Raw genomic sequence first — 16,683 nt, forward strand, 5'->3', positions numbered from 1 at the left:
AGCTGGCAAAATCCAGCTGCGCGAACAAAGGTCCCATTATGAAGTCTGATACCCACCCGAAGTACGAAGCTGTTGTCTTCAACGACCTGGCCTCCGGCACCAAGTTCCTGACCCGCTCCACCGTGTCTTCCTCCAAGACCATCGAGTGGGAAGACGGGAACACCTACCCGGTCATCGACGTCGAAATCTCTTCCGAGTCCCACCCGTTCTACACGGGCAAGCAGCGCATCATGGACTCTGCAGGCCGCGTCGAGCGCTTCAACGCTCGCTTCAAGGGCTTCGGCGGCAAGAAGTAATTCCTTCGCCCAAGCTTTCAACGGAAAGCCCGCACCGGAAACGGTGCGGGCTTTCCGCGTTAACGTGACGCTGCCTTCTTGGGGCAGGATGGGAAGCATGACTGAGTCAGCTTTCCCCGCCCGTGATGCCGCCGCCAAACAGCGCCTGCACGGCGAGTACAAGGTTCCGGGCGGCAAACTCGTGGTGGTGGACCTCGACGTCGTGGACGGCGCCCTTGCCAACGTCTCCGTCAGCGGCGACTTCTTCCTGGAACCGGACGAGGCACTGGCGGACATCAACCGCGCCCTCACCGGGCTCCCGGAGACCACCCCTGCCAAGGACCTCGCTGCCGCCGTCACGGCGGCGCTGCCGGCCGGGGCGGTAATGTTCGGCTTCTCCGCGGACGCTGTGGCCGTCACCGTCCGCCGCGCCCTGGCCAAGGCCACCTCGTGGGGAGACCACGACTGGAACATCATCGCGCCCACCGTGCTGCCCACCGAAATCAACGTGGCCCTGGACGAGGTGCTCACGGAGGCTGTCGGCGCGGGCGAGCGCACCCCCACCCTGCGCTTCTGGGACTGGCAGGAGCCGTCGGTGGTCATCGGCAGCTTCCAGTCCGTGCAGAATGAGGTGGATCCCGACGGCGTGGCCAAGCATGGCATCAACGTGGTCCGGCGCATAAGCGGCGGGGGAGCGATGTTCATGGAGGCCGGCAACTGCATCACCTACTCGCTCTACCTGCCCCAGACCCTGGTGGACGGCCTGAGCTTCGCCGACTCCTACCCGTTCCTCGACGCCTGGGTCATGGCCGCGCTGGAAAAACTCGGCATCAACGCCTTCTACATCCCGCTCAATGACATCGCCACCGACCAGGGCAAGATCGGCGGAGCCGCCCAGAAGCGCCTGGCCAACGGCGGCATGCTGCACCACGTCACCATGAGCTACGACATCGACGCCGATAAAATGGTGGAGGTCCTCCGGATCGGCAAGGAGAAGCTCTCCGACAAGGGCACCCGCAGCGCCAAGAAGCGTGTGGACCCGCTGCGCCGCCAGACGGGCCTTGCCCGGATGGCCATCATCGAGGCGATGATCGAGGTGTTCAGCCAGCGCTACGGAGCTACGCCATCACAGCTGGCCGGACACGAGCTGGCAGCCGCAGAGGAACGGGTGGCAAGCAAGTTCGGCACGGAGGAGTGGCTCCACCGCGTCCCCTGAGTTCAGGTTCCGCAACCTTACCCGTACAGGGACGTCCCCGGTCGGTGCGCAGGGACTGTCCCTGCGCACCGAATCCGGGCGTCAGTGCGCAGGCTGGTTCGGTGTCGATGAATTCACGACGGCGGCCTGTGCAGTGAGTGCGCGCAGCAGGTGGCTGCGCTGCTCGATGATGATCCGGCGCAGGGCATGCGGCGCGTCCAGGTTGGCGGCGAGCCACTCATCCGTCCGCTGGACCACCGGATGCTCTTCGGGACGGGTGCCCGCTGCCAGGTCCTGCGCCGCCGGGTAAAGGCCGCGGACAATCCGGCTGGCAATCTCGATGCTGCGCCCGGCCCACACCGTGCGCAGGCAGTCGAAGTAGGGCTCCACGTAAGGTTCCAGCAGAGCCGCCGGGGCGGTAACCAGGCCGCTGATGGTCGCCGTGAGGATCTGGTTGGAGAGCTCTGTCCCGTGGACTGCCGCGTCCCAGGCCGCGGCCTTGACGGCAGGGTCCGGCCGGGACGCCATGGCGGTGGCATGTCCTGCCCGGCCCGACGCGGTGGTGTCCCGGGCCAGTTCGGCGTCCAGTTCCTCCGCGCCGGCCTGCCCATTGGCGGCGAGGGCATGCCACAGGTGCCAGCGGAGCTCGGCGTCCACCGCGAGCCCCTCCACGGGAGCACTGCCGTCCAGCAGGCCGCGGAGGCGGGGGAGGAGGCTCCCGTCATGCCGGCTCAGGGTGGCCAGGGTGCGGGCCCAGGCCAGCTGCTGGTCCGAACCGGGCGTGGCCCGGTCCAGTTCGGCGGCGGCCGCTGCCAGGAAGGCGGAACGCACCTCATCCCTGCTGTCCAGGGGCGTGTAGCGTTCGGCGGCGGTCGTCGCGTTGTCGAGGACGTTCAGCAGGACGCCGACGCCGGTTTCGGCCGGGGCGAAGGCGGCCACGGCGTCCACGTACAGCGATGCGGGGCTTTCGCCGTCCCTGGCGGAGTTCCAGAGCGACGTCCAGCAAAGGGCGCGGGTCATGGGATCGGTAATCCTGTCCAGCGATGCACGGACCGTTGCCTCGGAGGCCGGGTCCAGCCGCACCTTGGCGTAGGTCAGGTCGTCATCGTTGACCAGCAGGAGCGCAGGCCTCGGCTGTCCGGCGAGCTGGGGGAGCTCCGTCCGGGCACCGGCCACATCGGTTTCGATGCTGCCGGTGCGCACCAGTGCGTCGTCGGCGTCAAAGTCGTAGGAACCAACGCGGAGGCGGTGCGGTCGCAGCTCCTCCCGTCCCGTGACCGGGTCCGTTGCTTCCTGGACGATGGCCACCCCGCCCAGCGTGCCGTCGTCGTCCGTTGTTGTGCCTTCCGCCGCATCTTCCGAACCGAAGTCCAGGGACAGCGTGGAAATCCCTGACGTCTGCAGCCACTGCCTGGCCCAGCCGGACAGCTCGCGCCCGGAGGCTGCATCCAGTGCGGCCAGCAGGTCGGCCAGCGAGGTGTTCCCGAAGGCGTGCTTCCGGAAGTACTCCCGGGAGCCGGCGATGAAGGCGTCAAACCCCACGTAGGCCACCAGCTGCTTGAGGACCGAGGCGCCCTTGGCGTAGGTGATGCCGTCGAAGTTCTGCTTGGCCGCCTCGAGGTCCGGGATGTCCGCCACGATGGGGTGGGTGGTGGGCAGTTGGTCCTGCACGTAGGCCCAGGCCTTGCGTTTGTTGGCGAAGTTCACCCACGCCGTGTCCCAGTCCGTGGCCCGGTCAACGCCGAGCGTCCCCATGTAGTCGGCGAACGATTCCTTGAGCCATAGATCGTCCCACCACTGCATGGTCACCAGGTCCCCGAACCACATGTGGGCCATCTCGTGCAGCAGCGTGTTTGCCCGCGCCTGGTACTGGGCGTCGGTGGCCCGGGAGGTGAAGACGTAGCTTTCGGTGAAGGTGACCAGGCCCGGGTTCTCCATGGCGCCGAGGTTGTACTCGGGGACGAAGGCCTGATCGTACTTGCCCCAGGGGTACGGGTAGTCGAAGAGCCGGTTGAAGAAGTCCAGGCCCTTTTTGGTGAGATCGAAGAGGTGGTCCGTGTCAAAGGATCCGGCCATGGAGGCGCGGCAGTAGAGGGCCAACGGGACGTCGAGGCGGGTCCCGTCGTCGAGCGTTGCCTGCCAGCGGTCCTCGGCCTTGAAATATGGGCCGGCCAGGACGGTGGTGATGTAGGTGGACATGGGCAGGGTGGTGGCGAAGTCCCAGCAGGCGGTGGCGGGGTCGCTGGTGAGCAGTGTGCGGTTCGCCTCGGCGCCGTTGGAGGCCACCTGCCAGTCCGCGGGGGCCATGACGTGGAACGTGTAGGTGGCCTTGAGGTCGGGCTGTTCAAAATTGGCGAACACCCGTCGGGCATCGGCGGGTTCGTACTGGGTGTACAGGTAGCACTGGCCATCGGCGGGGTCCACGAACCGGTGCATGCCCTCGCCTGAGCGGCTGTACAGAGCCGTTCCGGTGACCGTCACCTGGTTTTCGGCCCGCAGGTTGTCCAGCCGGATCCGTGCCCCGTGCACCACGTCCTCCACCGGCAGTCCCTTGCCGTTGAGGAGCACGCTGTGCACGCTGCTGCCGATGAAGTCCAGGAACGTGCTGGAGCCGGGCTCTGCCGTGAAGGTGATGACGCTGCGGCTTGTGTAGCCCGGGACGGCCGGGTCAGCTGCCTGCCGGACATCCAGGGAGATGTCGTAGCTGGTGGTGCTGATCAGGGCTGAACGTTCGGCGGCTTCACGGCGCTGCAGATTCTCATTCGACACACGGCTATCTAATCACGGGCTGTTGGGCTCGATTATCCGGCGATGAGGAATGCGGCCCCCAGGCCCAGCGCGGCAATCAGGAACCAGGAGGCAAGAGCGGCCAGGAGAGCCCGCCCGCCGGTGTGGAGGAGGCTGCGGATCCGCACCGCCGACCCCAGTCCGAACAGCGCCGCGCCCAACAGGATGTCCTGCAGCGTGGCCCCGGTCTCAAGCCAGCCTCCGGGGAGCCAGCCCGTGGAGCGGAGCGCCACCATGGCGACGAATCCCACCACGAACAGCGGCACTACCGGCGGCATCTTCGCCGTGCTGCCCTCTGCGGCGCCAACGGACCGCGCAGCCCGCCGGTGGTGCGCGCCCGCCATGGCGGCAACGGGCGCCAGGAGCAGCACCCTGGTGAGTTTGACGACGACGGCGATCGCCAGGGCAGCGGTCCCGGCGGTTTGCGCCGTGGCCACCACTTGGCCCACATCGTGCACGGACGCGCCGGTCCAGGCGCCGAACACGGCCGCCGTCAGCCCCAGGGGATGGGCGACGAGGGGCAGGACACCAATAGCGAGCGTTCCGCAGAGGGTCACCAGGGCCACGGGCAGGACGGTTTCGGCGTGCCGGATCCGGCGGACGGCGGCCATGGCGCCGATGGCGGAAGCCCCGCAGATGGAGAACCCGGTTGCCACCAGGAGCGAGGTCACCGGCGGGAGGCGGAAGAGGCGCGAGATGGCGTACGTCCCGCCGAAACTGGCGGCCACCACCGCCACGATGAGCAGCAGCGACAGCCACCCCAAACCGAGGACGTCCATGACGCTGACCTTCAATCCCAGGAGGACAATGCCAGCGCGCATCAGGTGCTTGCCCGCGAAGTCCAACCCCGGCCGTGCCCGCCCTTCGGTCCATCCGGCGGCGCCGGGAAGGTTGGCGGCGAGCACCCCCAGCACCACGGCCAGGGTCATCGCGGGGAGTGCAGGCAGCAGTCCATGCACCAGGAATGCCGCGCCGACGGCGGCTGCCGCGGTCAGCAGGCCCGGCGCCAACTGCGCCAGGAGGGGCCGGAAACGGCCATGGCCCGGTTCGGGGAGGCTTCTGCTGACTGGCACTCACCTACTGTGCCCGAAGAGGCCAGTAAAGTACGAACCGGGCCTTTTGCGTCAACACGCCACAATGGGTGGCTGTCAATGAATTCGAAACAAAAAGATGGTTGGCTATTGGACATGTCAGACCTATTCCAGGATTACTCCGAGGCCGCTGGCCGCACCGGGGCCTACGACGAGATGTTCGCCCCCGGGCAACAGGCCAGGGACTCGTACGGGCAGGTGGCGGAGGCACTCCGGAAGCTCTCCCTGGCGGACGTCAGCGCACGCGCGGACTCCATGGCCCGCACCTTCCTGGACCGCGGTGTCACGTTCGACTACGCGGGTGAGGAACGCCCCTTTCCGCTTGATATCGTGCCGCGGGTCATCCCGGCAGCCGAGTGGGATGTCCTGGAACGCGGCGTCGCGCAGCGGGTGCGCGCCCTGGAAGCCTTCCTGAACGATGTCTACGACAAGATGACGGTGGTGTCCGACGGCGTGATTCCACGCCAGTTGGTGACCACCAGCGCCCACTTCCACCGGCAGGTCCACGGTTTCGAGCCGGCGGGTGGGGTCCGGGTGCATATCTCCGGCATCGACGTTGTCCGCGACGCCGCCGGCACCTTCCGGGTCCTTGAGGACAACGTCCGGGTGCCCTCCGGCGTCAGCTATGTGCTGGAGAACCGGCGCGCCATGGCCAAGGGCCTGCCCGAAGCCTTTGGCCAGCAGCTCATCCGCCCGGTGGAGGAATACCCCCGCCGGCTGCTCTCTGCCCTGCGCAAAACCGCGCCGGCCGGTGTTGACGATCCCACCGTCGTCGTCCTGACTCCCGGCGTGTTCAACAGCGCCTACTTCGAGCACACTCTCCTGGCCGGCCTCATGGGCGTGGAGCTCGTGGAGGGCCGCGACCTGATCTGCCGCGGAAACCGCGTCTACATGCGGACCACCGCCGGCGAGCAGCGGGTGGACGTGATCTACAAGCGGATCGATGACGACTTCCTGGACCCGCTGCAGTTCCGCTCGGACTCCATGCTCGGCTGCCCCGGACTGGTCAACGCGGCCCGTGCCGGCGGTGTCACCATCGCCAATGCGGTGGGCAATGGCGTTGCCGACGACAAACTGGTTTACAGTTACGTGCCTGACCTGATCCGCTACTACCTCAGCGAGGAGCCCATTATCGCCAACGTGGACACCTACCGCCTCGAGGAGAAGGAAGCCCGGGAGTACACCTTGGACAACCTCGCGGAACTGGTGGTCAAACCCGTGGACGGCTCCGGCGGCAAGGGCCTGGTCATCGGCCCCGACGCCTCCAACGACGAACTGGACGCCCTCCGCCAGCGGATCATCGCCGACCCCCGCGGCTGGATCGCCCAGCCGGTCCTGCAGCTCTCCACGGTTCCCACCCTGGGCGGGGACAAGTTCGGCCCACGGCACGTGGACCTGCGGCCCTTCGCGGTGAACGACGGCGACAACGTCTGGGTGCTCCCGGGCGGGCTTACCCGCGTGGCCCTGAAGGAGGGTTCACTGATCGTGAACTCCAGCCAGGGCGGCGGGTCCAAGGACACTTGGGTCCTGGCCGATTCACCGCAGATGCCGGTGGAAACCGTGCCGCGGCAGTCCGTCACCCTCCGCGAGCGGGTCTCCGTCTGGCCGGTGGAGAGCAACTGGCGCGACCGCCAGTCGGAGCAGCAGCAGTGAGCGGGGCACTTGATCACGTTGCCGCCGTCGGGCATCTCTTTTCCAACGTTCCGGGCGCGCAGGAGGTAGCCGCGAATGCTTAGCCGAATTGCCGAGTCCCTTTTTTGGATCGGCCGCTACGTGGAGCGGGCGGATGGCACCGCCCGCATCCTCGACGTTCACCTGGAACGCCTGAACCACCTCCCCATGGAGGAGCGCAAGAGCGTGGCGCAGGAACTCCTGGCCGTCATGGGTGCCAGGCCGCAGAGCGAGGATTTCGGCCTGCCGGAACTACTGCACGCCCTGGCCTATGACAAGACCAGCGCCACCTCCATTGCCGGCTCCCTGGGTGCTGCCCGCGAAAACGCGCGCCGGGCCCGGGAGACCGTCTCCTCTGCACTGTGGGAGAGCCTGAACACCACCTACTACGGGCTGAGCCAGCACCGCAAGGACGTGGTGGGGACGTACCGGTTCTGCAACTGGACCCTGGAGCGCACCGCCATGGTAAGCGGCCTTGCCGATACCACGGTGAGCCACGACGAAAGCTGGCTCTTCCTGGTGCTGGGCCGCTCCCTGGAACGAGCGGACATGACGGCGCGGATGCTCTCTACCCGCGACGTGCTCTCCGCGGGCATGTCCTGGGTCAACATGCTCCGCTGCGCCGGCGCCTACGAATCCTTCCTCCGCACCCGCCGCGCGGCATTCGGCGACCAGCATGCTGCCGAATTCCTGCTCCTGGACCGGCTCTTTCCGCGGTCCATCGTCTATGCGCTGCGGGACGCCGACGAGTGCCTGGCAAAGCTTGATCCGTCCGCGCAGCGCGTCGGCTTCATCAACGATGCCCGCCGCATCGTGGGGCAGGCCCGGACCTTCCTGGAATTCCACCGGACGGACGACCTCATGTCCGAGCTGCCCGAACACATGGAGCGGGTGCAGAAGGCCGTGTCCCAGGCCTCGGACGCCATTTCCCGTAAGTACTTCAATCAGGCGGATGAACTTGCCTGGGTGGGAGAAGTGTCATGACCCGGTTGAGCATCGTCCACAGGACGGCCTACAAGTACAACAAGCGGGTGACCCTGTCCTACAACGAGGCCCGCATGACACCGCTGACCGATTCGCAGCAGGTGGTCCTGGAATCCGTGGTGAAGGTGGCCCCGTCGCAGGCGGCCGTGAGCACGTACCGGGACTACTGGGGGACGAGGGTCACGGCCTTCGACATGCAGATGCCGCACGAAAGCCTTGAGGTGGTCTCCAACATCACCGTGGAGGTGCACCGGGCGGAGAAGATTCCGGCTGAAGCCGACATCGTGGGCTGGGAGGACCTGAAGTCCCCGGAGACCCTGGACGCCTTCAGCGACTGGCTGCCGCAGTCCCGGTTGAGCGGCCCGGGCGACGAAGTGCTGGGCATCATTCCGGAGGTCGTGGCGGGGAAGAACCCGCACGAGGCCGCCATGGCCGTCTTTGCCTGGATGCGCGGGGAGATGACGTACATGTCCGGCTCCACGGCCGTCACCACCAACGCCGAGGAGGCCTGGGGCCAGCGCAAGGGCGTGTGCCAGGACCTTGCCCACCTGGCCATCGGCGCCCTGCGCAGCTGCGGCATTCCCGCGCGCTACGTTTCCGGCTACCTGCACCCGCGCTCCAGCGCCGGCATCGGCGAGACTGTTGCCGGGCAGTCACACGCCTGGCTCGAATGGTGGGACGGGGACTGGCGCAGCTGGGACCCCACCAACCACAAACCGGCCGGCGACTTCCACGTCACGGTGGCCAGGGGCCGCGACTACCGGGACGTGCCCCCGCTCAAGGGCATCCTGTCCGGGGGCGGCGGATCCGCCCTCAAAGTGAGCGTCGAAATCACCCAGCTCGCCTGATGCAAACGGGTTCCCCGGCCAGGAAGGCCGGGGAACCCGTTGTCGTGCATTTGCTGTTGACCGGCCGTGGGCCTATTCCTGCGACGCCTTTGCTGATCCGTTGATCTGGGTCCACCAGGTCATCGGATCGGTGACCTTGAAGCGGCGTCCCGTGACCGAGTCCGGAGTGATGCGGACAAAGGTGTCTTTCCGCCCAGCTTGCCAGGGGAAAAGGTACAGGCGGGAGGTTTCCAGCACTTCTTCGGTGCTCTTGACCAAGGCAGCAGTGCCCTTGACCACCACGCTCCACGCCAGGCCCGTGTCGGGGTCCACCCCGTCCGCCTCGACGGCAACGGCGGCCTCACCGCCGGTGGCTGCGGCCAGCTTGGTTCCCTGGGCGGTCCGGAAGACCAGCGTGCCGCCGTCCACTGTGTAGTTCACCGGGAAGATATCCGGACGCCCGTCCGCCAACACCGCCAGCCTGCCCACGGACACCGTCCGCAGCATGGCCCAGCATTCGTGGTGTTCGAGGTTCTGCACTTGGGGAGATGACTCGTTGCTCATGCCGTGAGCATACCGCGCATCACCAAGGACTGGGCTTGTAATCCTTCAGGAAGACGCCGTACTGGTCCTCGCCCTTTTCCCCCATGACGATGGGATCGTAGACCCGGGCCGCGCCGTCCACCAGGTCCAGGGGCGCGTGGAAGCCTTCCTCCATCAGGCGGACCTTGGTGAAGTGCGGACGCTCGTCGGTGATCCAGCCCGTGTCCACCGCCGTCATCAGGATGCCATCCGTGTCCAGCATTTCCTGCGCACTGGTGCGGGTCATCATGTTCAACGCAGCCTTGGCCATGTTGGTGTGCGGGTGCCCCGGTCCCTTGTAGGCCCTGGAGAACTGGCCTTCCATGGCGGAGACGTTCACGATGTACTTCCGGCGCGCAGTGGAGCGCCGCATGGCGTCCCGGAGGCGGCTGACCAACAGGAACGGCGCGGTGACGTTGCAGAGCTGCACCTCGAGCATTTCGAGGGGATCCACCTCGTCCACCACCTGGGTCCAGCTGTTGATGGTGGCAAGGTCCGGAACCAGTCCGCCGGCGTCGATGGCTGTACCCGATGCGATCCTTTCCAGGGACGCGGACCCCGTGGAAAGCGCCAGCGAAGTTACGGCGTCGCCTGCCAGGACGGGATGTTCCGTGACGCTGCCGGCAATCGCCAGCGGGTGCTTGTCATGGGCGTGGCCGAAAGCCAGCAGCTCCGGGCCGCCGTTGGCGTGCTCCAGCGCCGCCGGGAGCGGTTCGTCCTCCGCATCCACCAGGGGCTTGTAGGCATTGCCGGACCGGCGCACGGTCTGGGCGGCGTTGTTGATGATGATGTCCAGCGGGCCGGCTTCATTGAGGGAATCGGTGAGGGCCATGACCTGGGCAGGATCACGCAGGTCGATGCCCACGATCCGGAGCCGGTGGAGCCACTCGCCACTGTCCTCCATGGCGGCGAAGCGCCGGGCCGCGTCCTTGGGGAACCGGGTGGTAATGGTGGTGTGCGCCCCATCGCGGAGCAGGCGCAGGGCGATGTACATCCCGATCTTGGCCCGGCCGCCGGTGAGCAGGGCCCGGCGGCCGCTGAGGTCAGTCCGGGCGTCCCGCTTGCTGTGGCTGAACGCGGCGCATTCGGGGCAAAGCTGGTGGTAGAACGCATCCACCTGCGTGTAGTGCTGCTTGCAGATGTAGCAGGGGCGGGACCTGATGAGATGGCCTGCGATCTTGCCGGTTGCGGACGGTTCCAGCTTGTTGCCGCGGGTCTCGTCATCGATCCGGTCCGGCGCGGCCGTGGCGGTCTGGGCGATGACTGCCCTGTCAGCCTCGGCGATCGAATCGCGCTTGGTGACCCTGCGGTGGCGCTTGACGGCTTTGAACATCTTGCCCGTCGCACGGCGCACCGCGAGGTAGTCCGGGTGCTCCTCGTCGTACGCGTGGATGGTGTTCAGGACCTTGAGGCAGGCCTGGATGTCCTCAGGGGTCAGATCGGGGGAGCTCATTAGGGAAATTTTACAGCGTACGCCGCAGGCCGGCGCACCAACCGTGGTACACCGGCCTGCTCGCTTGCTCTGCGGAAAGCAGGGGATTCCCGGGCGTCAGGAAAGCCTGCCGGTTGGTGCGGCCTCCGCGGCTGCGGCAGCATGCGTGCCGGCAACCTTGTCCGCAGCCTCGCGCATGTCGGGATACTGCTCCGCGGCGGCCCGGATGGCGCTGGGCAGGACGCTGACATGCTGCGCGGCAAGCTTCCGTTCTTCTTCGCCGGGCTCCGGGACCTCCTGGCCCTTGGACAGGACCGTAATTCCGGATTCGGTGACCTTGAACCCGCGCGCCCGGTCCAGGTCCGGGTCAAGTCCGATGGCAGCACCTGCGGGCACCTTGACGTTCTTGTCCAGGATGGCGCGGTTGATCACTGCCCCTTCACCCACCTGCACCTTGTCCATCAGGACCGAATCGATGACCCGGCCGCTGGTGGCCACGTAGACGTCGTTGGACAGCACCGAGCCTTCCACCACGCCTCCGGAAATCACCACGCCGTTGGCCACGATGGAGTCCAGCGCCGTGCCCACGGTGTTGTTCTTGCCGCGGACGAACTTGGCCGGCGGCGAAATGGTTTGCCGGGTGTAAATGGGCCACTCGGAGTTGTAGAGGTTGAAGACCGGCAGCGGCGAGATGAGGTCCATGTGGGCGTCATAGAAGGAGTCGATGGTGCCTACGTCGCGCCAGTAGGTGCGGTCGCGCTCGGTGGAGCCGGGGATCTCGTTGAGCGTGAAGTCGTACACGCCGGCCTCGCCGCGGTTGACGAAGTAGGGGATGATGTCCCCGCCCATGTCGTGCTTGGTGTCCAGGCGCTCAGCGTCCACGTGCAGCGCGGCCACCAGGGCGTCGGCGTCAAAGACGTAGTTGCCCATGGAGGCCAGGAACTGGGAGGGGTCCGCGGCAAGCCCGGGGGTGCTCGCGGGTTTTTCCACGAACGCAGCGATCTTCTGGGGATCGTCCTGGTCCGTTTCGATGACGCCGAACTGGTTGGCCATGTGCAGCGGCTGGCGGACGGCCGCCACGGTGGCCTTGGCGCCGCTGCGGACGTGCTGGTCCACCATTTGGGCGAAGTCCATGCGGTACACGTGGTCCGCGCCCACCACGACGACGATGTCGGGGTTGGCGTCATGGATCAGGTTCAGGGACTGGTAGATGGCGTTGGCGCTGCCCAGGAACCAGCTCTTGCCGACGCGCTGCTGTGCGGGGACGGAGGCGACGTAGTTGCCAAGCTGGGTGGACATACGCCATGCTTCGGAAATATGCCGGTCGAGGCTGTGGGATTTGTATTGGGTGAGGACCACAATCTGCAGGTAGCGCGAATTCACCAGGTTGGAAATCGCGAAATCGATAAGGCGGTAACTGCCGGCGAAGGGCACGGCGGGCTTGGCCCGGTCTGCCGTCAATGGCATCAGTCTGTTTCCCTCGCCACCTGCGAGGACAATGGCCAGGACTTTTTTGGTCAACGGCATGATGGTCGCTCCTGTACGCCTTCGTAACTCCCCAAGACAGTCCGGTATGCCCGGACTCCTTCACACTAGAACAGTTATCCGTGAACGACTACCTTGGGTCTTGTGCGAATAGACATTGTGACTAAAGAGTTCCCGCCGGAGATCTACGGTGGCGCCGGGGTGCATGTGGCCGAATTGAGCAGGGTGCTTAGTAAGCACGTTGACCTGCAGGTTCGTGCTTTCGGCGCTCCCCGTGATGCCGATTACCACGGCGCGACCGTGACGTCCTACCAGGTCCCGCAGGACCTTGGCGGAGCGAACGCGGCAGTCCAGACCCTCGGTGTGGACCTGCGTATTGTGCCGGACGTGCAAGGCGCGGACCTGGTCCATTCGCACACCTGGTACGCCAATATGGCCGGCCATTTGGCCTCCCTGCTGCACGGAATCCCGCACGTTCTCAGCGCCCACAGCCTCGAGCCGCTGCGCCCCTGGAAGGCTGAGCAGCTCGGCGGCGGCTATGCCCTTTCCTCCTGGGTGGAGAAGACGGCGTACGAAGCTGCGGCCGCGATCATCGCGGTGTCCGAGGGCATGCGCCAGGACATCCTGCGCAGCTACCCCAACGTGGACCCGGCAAAGGTCCGCGTGGTCCACAACGGCATCGATGTGGAGCTGTGGCAGCGCGACGAAAACGACGACGCCGTCCGCGCCCTGGGCATCGACCCCGCCAAGCCGAGCGTCGTCTTTGTGGGAAGAAACACACGCCAGAAGGGCGTCCCCTACCTCCTGCGTGCGGCGGCGAAGCTGCCGGCGGACGTCCAGTTGGTCCTGTGCCTCGGCGCGGCGGACACCCCGGAACTCGCAGCGGAGACGGCGGCCCTGATTGAGGACCTGCAGAAGCAGCGGACTGGCGTGGTGCTGATTGAGCGGATGCTGCCGCGCCATGAGCTCATCCAGGTGCTCAGCCACGCCACCGCGTTTGCCTGCCCCTCCATCTACGAGCCGCTGGGCATCGTCAACCTCGAAGCCATGGCCTGCGGCGCGGCAGTGGTGGCCAGCGCCACCGGCGGCATCCCCGAGGTGGTGGAGCACGGCCGCACCGGCCTGCTGGTGGACCTGGAGCAGGTTACGGACGGCACCGGGACACCCCTGGATCCGGAAAAGTTCGTCAAGGAATTCGCTGACGCACTCACCGAAGTTGTGTCCGATCCCGAACGCGCCCGGGCCATGGGACGCGCCGGCCGGGAGCGGGCCGAAAAGCACTTCTCGTGGGAGTCCATCACAGAGACCACCCTCGAGGTGTACCGTTCGGTGCTGCCGGCCGCCGGCTGATCGTCCCGCAAGTACAACCGACGACGGCGCCGCTCCCCTTGGCGGGGGAGCGGCGCCGTCGTTATTTTCCGGCTTTGCCGAAAGGCGCGGGAGTTGGCTGGTCAGCCTTTACGGCCCGCCGCGGCGGTCCTGGCGATCAGCACCTTCTCATCCACCGGGGCTTGTCCGCTGGCACGCTGGTTCCGGAAATGCGTACGGGCTTCGTCCTGGCGTGTCTTTTCCGCGCCGGTGGCGATGGCTGAACGGACGTGGTCCTCGCCGTATCCAAAGGCGTCCACCAGGTCCAGGGCGTGCGGGCGGATCTTCTCCAGCAGCCGGTTGATGTATCCGCCCACGGTGCGGGCCCGCTGCATGGAGAGGCGGCCGTTCATGAGGTACCAGGACAGGTTCTTCTCGATCAGCGACAGGCCGAACAGGTCGCGCAGCCAGGTCAGTACCGTCCTGGTTCCCGGGTCCGCCACCTGGTGGAGGGCTTCGGTGAAGGCCTCCCATTGCAGCAGCTCGGCATGGGCCTGGGCGGCGTCGATGAGTTCGTTCTGGTGCCGGTTGAACAAGGCGGCGCCCTTGTCCTGCGGGAGGCGCTTGCTGCCCTTGAGCGCGGCTCCCGCCTCGGCCACCATGGTCTGCACCCTGTCCGTGAGGAGTGCGCGCTGGCTTTCTTCGTCCCGCAGTGCGTTCGCGGCCTTCTGGACCGATCCGGAGTCCGCCACGAACTGGGCCACCTGGCGCAGGCCGGTCCGGTGGACTGCGACACCGGCAGCCTGGTTCACCACGTAGCGGGCCAGGACGCCGAAGTCCACGTTGCGGAATTCCTTGGCGTAGTCGGCCAACAGGCGCTTGGCCACCAGCTGGAGCAGGACTGTGTTGTCACCCTCGAAGGTGGCGTACACATCCAGGTCCGCGCGCAGTGAGGCGAAGCGGTTTTCGATCAGGAACCCTGCGCCGCCGCATGCCTCACGGCATTCCTGCAGGGTGTCCAGGGCGTGCCAGGTGCTCAGTGGCTTCAGCGCTGCGGCCAGGGTCTCCAGGTCCTGGCGGTCTGCGTCGGTGTCGTGGGCGCCGGAGAAGACGTCGTCGAACTTCTCCAGGAGCTGTTCGTGGGCAAAAGCGGCCGCGTAGGTGGTGGCGAGCCTGGTGAACAGCCGCCGCTGGTGGCGCTGGTAGTCGAGCAGGACCTCCTCCTCCGTGTGGGAGGAGGCATTGAATTGGCGGCGCTCGGTGGCGTACTGGATGGCCGCCTTCAAGGCCACCTTGGAGGCGGCGACGGCGGCGCCGTCCAGGGATACCCGGCCCTGGACCAGGGTGCCCAGCATGGTGAAGAAGCGCCGGCCGGGGCTGGCGATGGGCGAGGTGTAGGTTCCGTCCGCGTCGACGTTGCCGTAACGGTTCAGGAGGTTGGTCCTGGGGATGCGGACGTTGGTGAAGTGCAGGCGGCCGTTGTCTATGCCGTTCAGGCCGCCCTTGATGCCGTCGTCCTCGCCGCCAATGCCGGGCAGGAACTCCTTGGTGTCCGGGTCCCGCAGGTCGACGTAGAAGGCGTGGACTCCGTGGTTTACGCCGCGGGTGACCAGCTGGGCGAAAACCACGGCGCCGAGTCCGTCGTTGGCGGCGTTGCCGATGTAGTCCTTCCAGGCGGCGCGGAACGGGGTGTTGATGATGAACTCTTCGGTGGCGGGCTCGTAGGTTGCGGTGGTGGCGATGCTGGCCACATCCGAGCCGTGGCCGGTCTCCGTCATGGCGAAGCAGCCGGGGATGTCAAGGTTCATGATTCCCGGCAGCCACTTGGTGTGGTGTTCTGCCGTTCCCAGATGCATCACAGCGGACCCGAAGAGTCCCCACTGGACGCCCGCTTTGATCTGGAGCGATGGGTCGGCCACCACCAGTTCCTCAAACCCTGCGATGTTTCCGCCGTGGTCGTCCGAGCCGCCCAGGTTGGACGGGAAGGCACGGTGCACAGCCTCATTGTCCACGAGGTATTTGAGCTGGCCGAAGACGCGCGCACGGTGGTCCGTGTGGGTCAGGCCCTCCACTTTGTGCAGCTCCGGCTTGGCCGCGAGGTCCCTTGCCTGGAGGCGGACGTCGGCCCACTTTCCCAGGAGCTGCCTGCCCAGTGCCTCGACGTCGACGGCGGGTGCGGAACTTTTGTCCGGAGTGGCTGCAGGGGTTGCCGCGGGGCGGAGGCCCTTGCCGGCTTGGCGTTCCACTACATCAGTCATGTCACTGTCCTTCTTTGGCGGATAACTTGGTGGTCGGTGAAGCGGGGGTGAGCTCAGGGACTATGCCAACGCACAGCCACGCCGTGATCTGGCGGGCCATGGTCTCCTGGGTCGGCTTGGCCGGGGTGTCGGGGGTGCTGAGCCACTGTTCGCCGGCGTTACGTACCAGGCCGATGGCCGCTTTGGGCCAGTAGCCGATGACGGCTTCCCCAACATCCCCGAGGTGCGAGCGCATCGGCTTGGCAATCATGTCCGCGATGGCGTCGAAGAAGTGCCCCAGCGGGCCGCCGGCGGCCGCAGGATGGGCAGTGCCGGCCTGGTCGGCGGGGGCGTAGCTGGTGACGAACGTGTAGACGTTGGGGCTGGTGTCTGCCATTTGCAGATAGGCCGACACCATTGCCAGCAGCCCTTCACGGGGCGTGACGGCGCTTTGCGCGGCTTCCTGGATGCGGTGCTGCATCTGGCTCAGGACCACTTCGCCCACAGCCTGCTGCAGCCCGGCCTTGTCCCCGAAGTATCGATAAAAGACCGACTTGGAGGTTCCGGCCGCACTGGCGATGTCCTCCATGGATGCGTCGCTGCCAAGCGCATGCACTGCCCGGCGGGCCTGCTTGATCAGCTCCCTGCGCCGTTCCTCACGGTGGGTCTGCCAGCGCGAGGAACGCCCATCGGAGCTTGCGGTTTGGTGAAGCTCAAGGGAAGGAGGGAGGGTTGTGTCCTGAAAGTTCACGATACCCAGCGTATCAGGTACGCTGGGTATCGGTAACCGCATGTGACCCGAGGAGCCT

The 16,683-nt window shown here is 66.6% G+C and carries 13 protein-coding genes; 6 read left to right on the top strand and 7 right to left on the bottom strand.

Features of this window, described 5'->3' with window-relative positions; genetic code table 11:
• The first annotated feature begins 38 nt into the window (after positions 1-38).
• Together JCQ34_RS09365 and JCQ34_RS09370 are read left to right on the top strand one after the other, a co-directional pair.
• Positions 39-296 carry a type B 50S ribosomal protein L31 gene (locus JCQ34_RS09365; protein WP_018761303.1) on the top strand — a complete coding sequence of 86 codons (258 nt, stop codon included), beginning with the start codon at positions 39-41 and terminating at the stop codon, positions 294-296.
• A 97-nt stretch (positions 297-393) separates the two neighbouring features.
• The gene (locus JCQ34_RS09370; RefSeq protein ID WP_286404101.1) at positions 394-1,491 is read left to right on the top strand and encodes a lipoate--protein ligase family protein; all 1,098 of its coding nucleotides are present in this window, start codon (positions 394-396) and stop codon (positions 1,489-1,491) included.
• Positions 1,492-1,572: 81 nt separating this feature from the next.
• Here the strand turns inward: JCQ34_RS09370 and pepN are convergent, their stop codons facing one another.
• Positions 1,573-4,239 carry an aminopeptidase N gene (pepN, locus tag JCQ34_RS09375; protein WP_286404104.1) on the bottom strand — a complete coding sequence of 889 codons (2,667 nt, stop codon included), beginning with the start codon at positions 4,237-4,239 and terminating at the stop codon, positions 1,573-1,575.
• 32 nt (positions 4,240-4,271) lie between these two features.
• Positions 4,272-5,276 carry a YeiH family protein gene (locus JCQ34_RS09380; RefSeq protein WP_434738947.1) on the bottom strand — a complete coding sequence of 335 codons (1,005 nt, stop codon included), beginning with the start codon at positions 5,274-5,276 and terminating at the stop codon, positions 4,272-4,274.
• 168 nt (positions 5,277-5,444) lie between these two features.
• Here JCQ34_RS09380 and JCQ34_RS09385 point away from each other — a divergent pair, with 168 nt between their 5' ends.
• From JCQ34_RS09385 to JCQ34_RS09395, 3 genes are all read left to right on the top strand, one after another.
• Entirely contained in the window at positions 5,445-7,001 is a 1,557-nt protein-coding gene (locus JCQ34_RS09385; RefSeq protein WP_286404109.1) for a circularly permuted type 2 ATP-grasp protein, read from the top strand.
• Between the two features lie 75 nt (positions 7,002-7,076).
• On the top strand, positions 7,077-8,003 hold the full coding sequence (locus tag JCQ34_RS09390; RefSeq protein ID WP_142133862.1) for an alpha-E domain-containing protein: 927 nt from the start codon (positions 7,077-7,079) through the stop codon (positions 8,001-8,003).
• On the top strand, positions 8,000-8,851 hold the full coding sequence (locus JCQ34_RS09395) for a transglutaminase family protein (protein WP_286404112.1): 852 nt from the start codon (positions 8,000-8,002) through the stop codon (positions 8,849-8,851). The genes JCQ34_RS09390 and JCQ34_RS09395 overlap by 4 nt, the downstream gene beginning before the upstream one ends.
• 72 nt (positions 8,852-8,923) lie before the next feature.
• On the opposite strand, the gene JCQ34_RS09400 is transcribed toward JCQ34_RS09395, so the two are convergent.
• The 3 genes from JCQ34_RS09400 to glgC all read right to left on the bottom strand — a co-directional run bounded on the left by JCQ34_RS09400 (position 8,924) and on the right by glgC (position 12,371).
• Positions 8,924-9,394: a pyridoxamine 5'-phosphate oxidase family protein gene (locus JCQ34_RS09400; protein WP_286404115.1), complete on the bottom strand. Its 471-nt coding sequence runs from the start codon at positions 9,392-9,394 to the stop codon at positions 8,924-8,926.
• 19 nt (positions 9,395-9,413) lie between these two features.
• Complete coding sequence (locus tag JCQ34_RS09405) at positions 9,414-10,865, bottom strand: SDR family NAD(P)-dependent oxidoreductase (protein WP_286404117.1); 1,452 nt, start codon at positions 10,863-10,865, stop codon at positions 9,414-9,416.
• Positions 10,866-10,961: 96 nt separating this feature from the next.
• Positions 10,962-12,371 (bottom strand): glucose-1-phosphate adenylyltransferase, encoded by a 1,410-nt coding sequence (glgC, locus tag JCQ34_RS09410; protein WP_286404120.1) that lies wholly within the window; start codon positions 12,369-12,371, stop codon positions 10,962-10,964.
• Between the two features lie 102 nt (positions 12,372-12,473).
• Between glgC and glgA the strand changes: the two genes are divergently transcribed.
• The gene (gene glgA / locus JCQ34_RS09415; RefSeq protein ID WP_286404123.1) at positions 12,474-13,679 is read left to right on the top strand and encodes a glycogen synthase; all 1,206 of its coding nucleotides are present in this window, start codon (positions 12,474-12,476) and stop codon (positions 13,677-13,679) included.
• 101 nt (positions 13,680-13,780) lie between these two features.
• Here the strand turns inward: glgA and JCQ34_RS09420 are convergent, their stop codons facing one another.
• The gene (locus JCQ34_RS09420) at positions 13,781-15,895 is read right to left on the bottom strand and encodes an acyl-CoA dehydrogenase family protein (RefSeq protein ID WP_286404126.1); all 2,115 of its coding nucleotides are present in this window, start codon (positions 15,893-15,895) and stop codon (positions 13,781-13,783) included.
• 1 nt (position 15,896) lies between these two features.
• On the bottom strand, positions 15,897-16,667 hold the full coding sequence (locus JCQ34_RS09425; RefSeq protein ID WP_376977269.1) for a TetR/AcrR family transcriptional regulator: 771 nt from the start codon (positions 16,665-16,667) through the stop codon (positions 15,897-15,899).
• Positions 16,668-16,683: the final 16 nt, after the last annotated feature.

Origin of the sequence: Pseudarthrobacter defluvii, assembly GCF_030323865.1 — a bacterium.
In the GTDB taxonomy this organism is placed as follows: domain Bacteria; phylum Actinomycetota; class Actinomycetes; order Actinomycetales; family Micrococcaceae; genus Arthrobacter; species Arthrobacter sedimenti.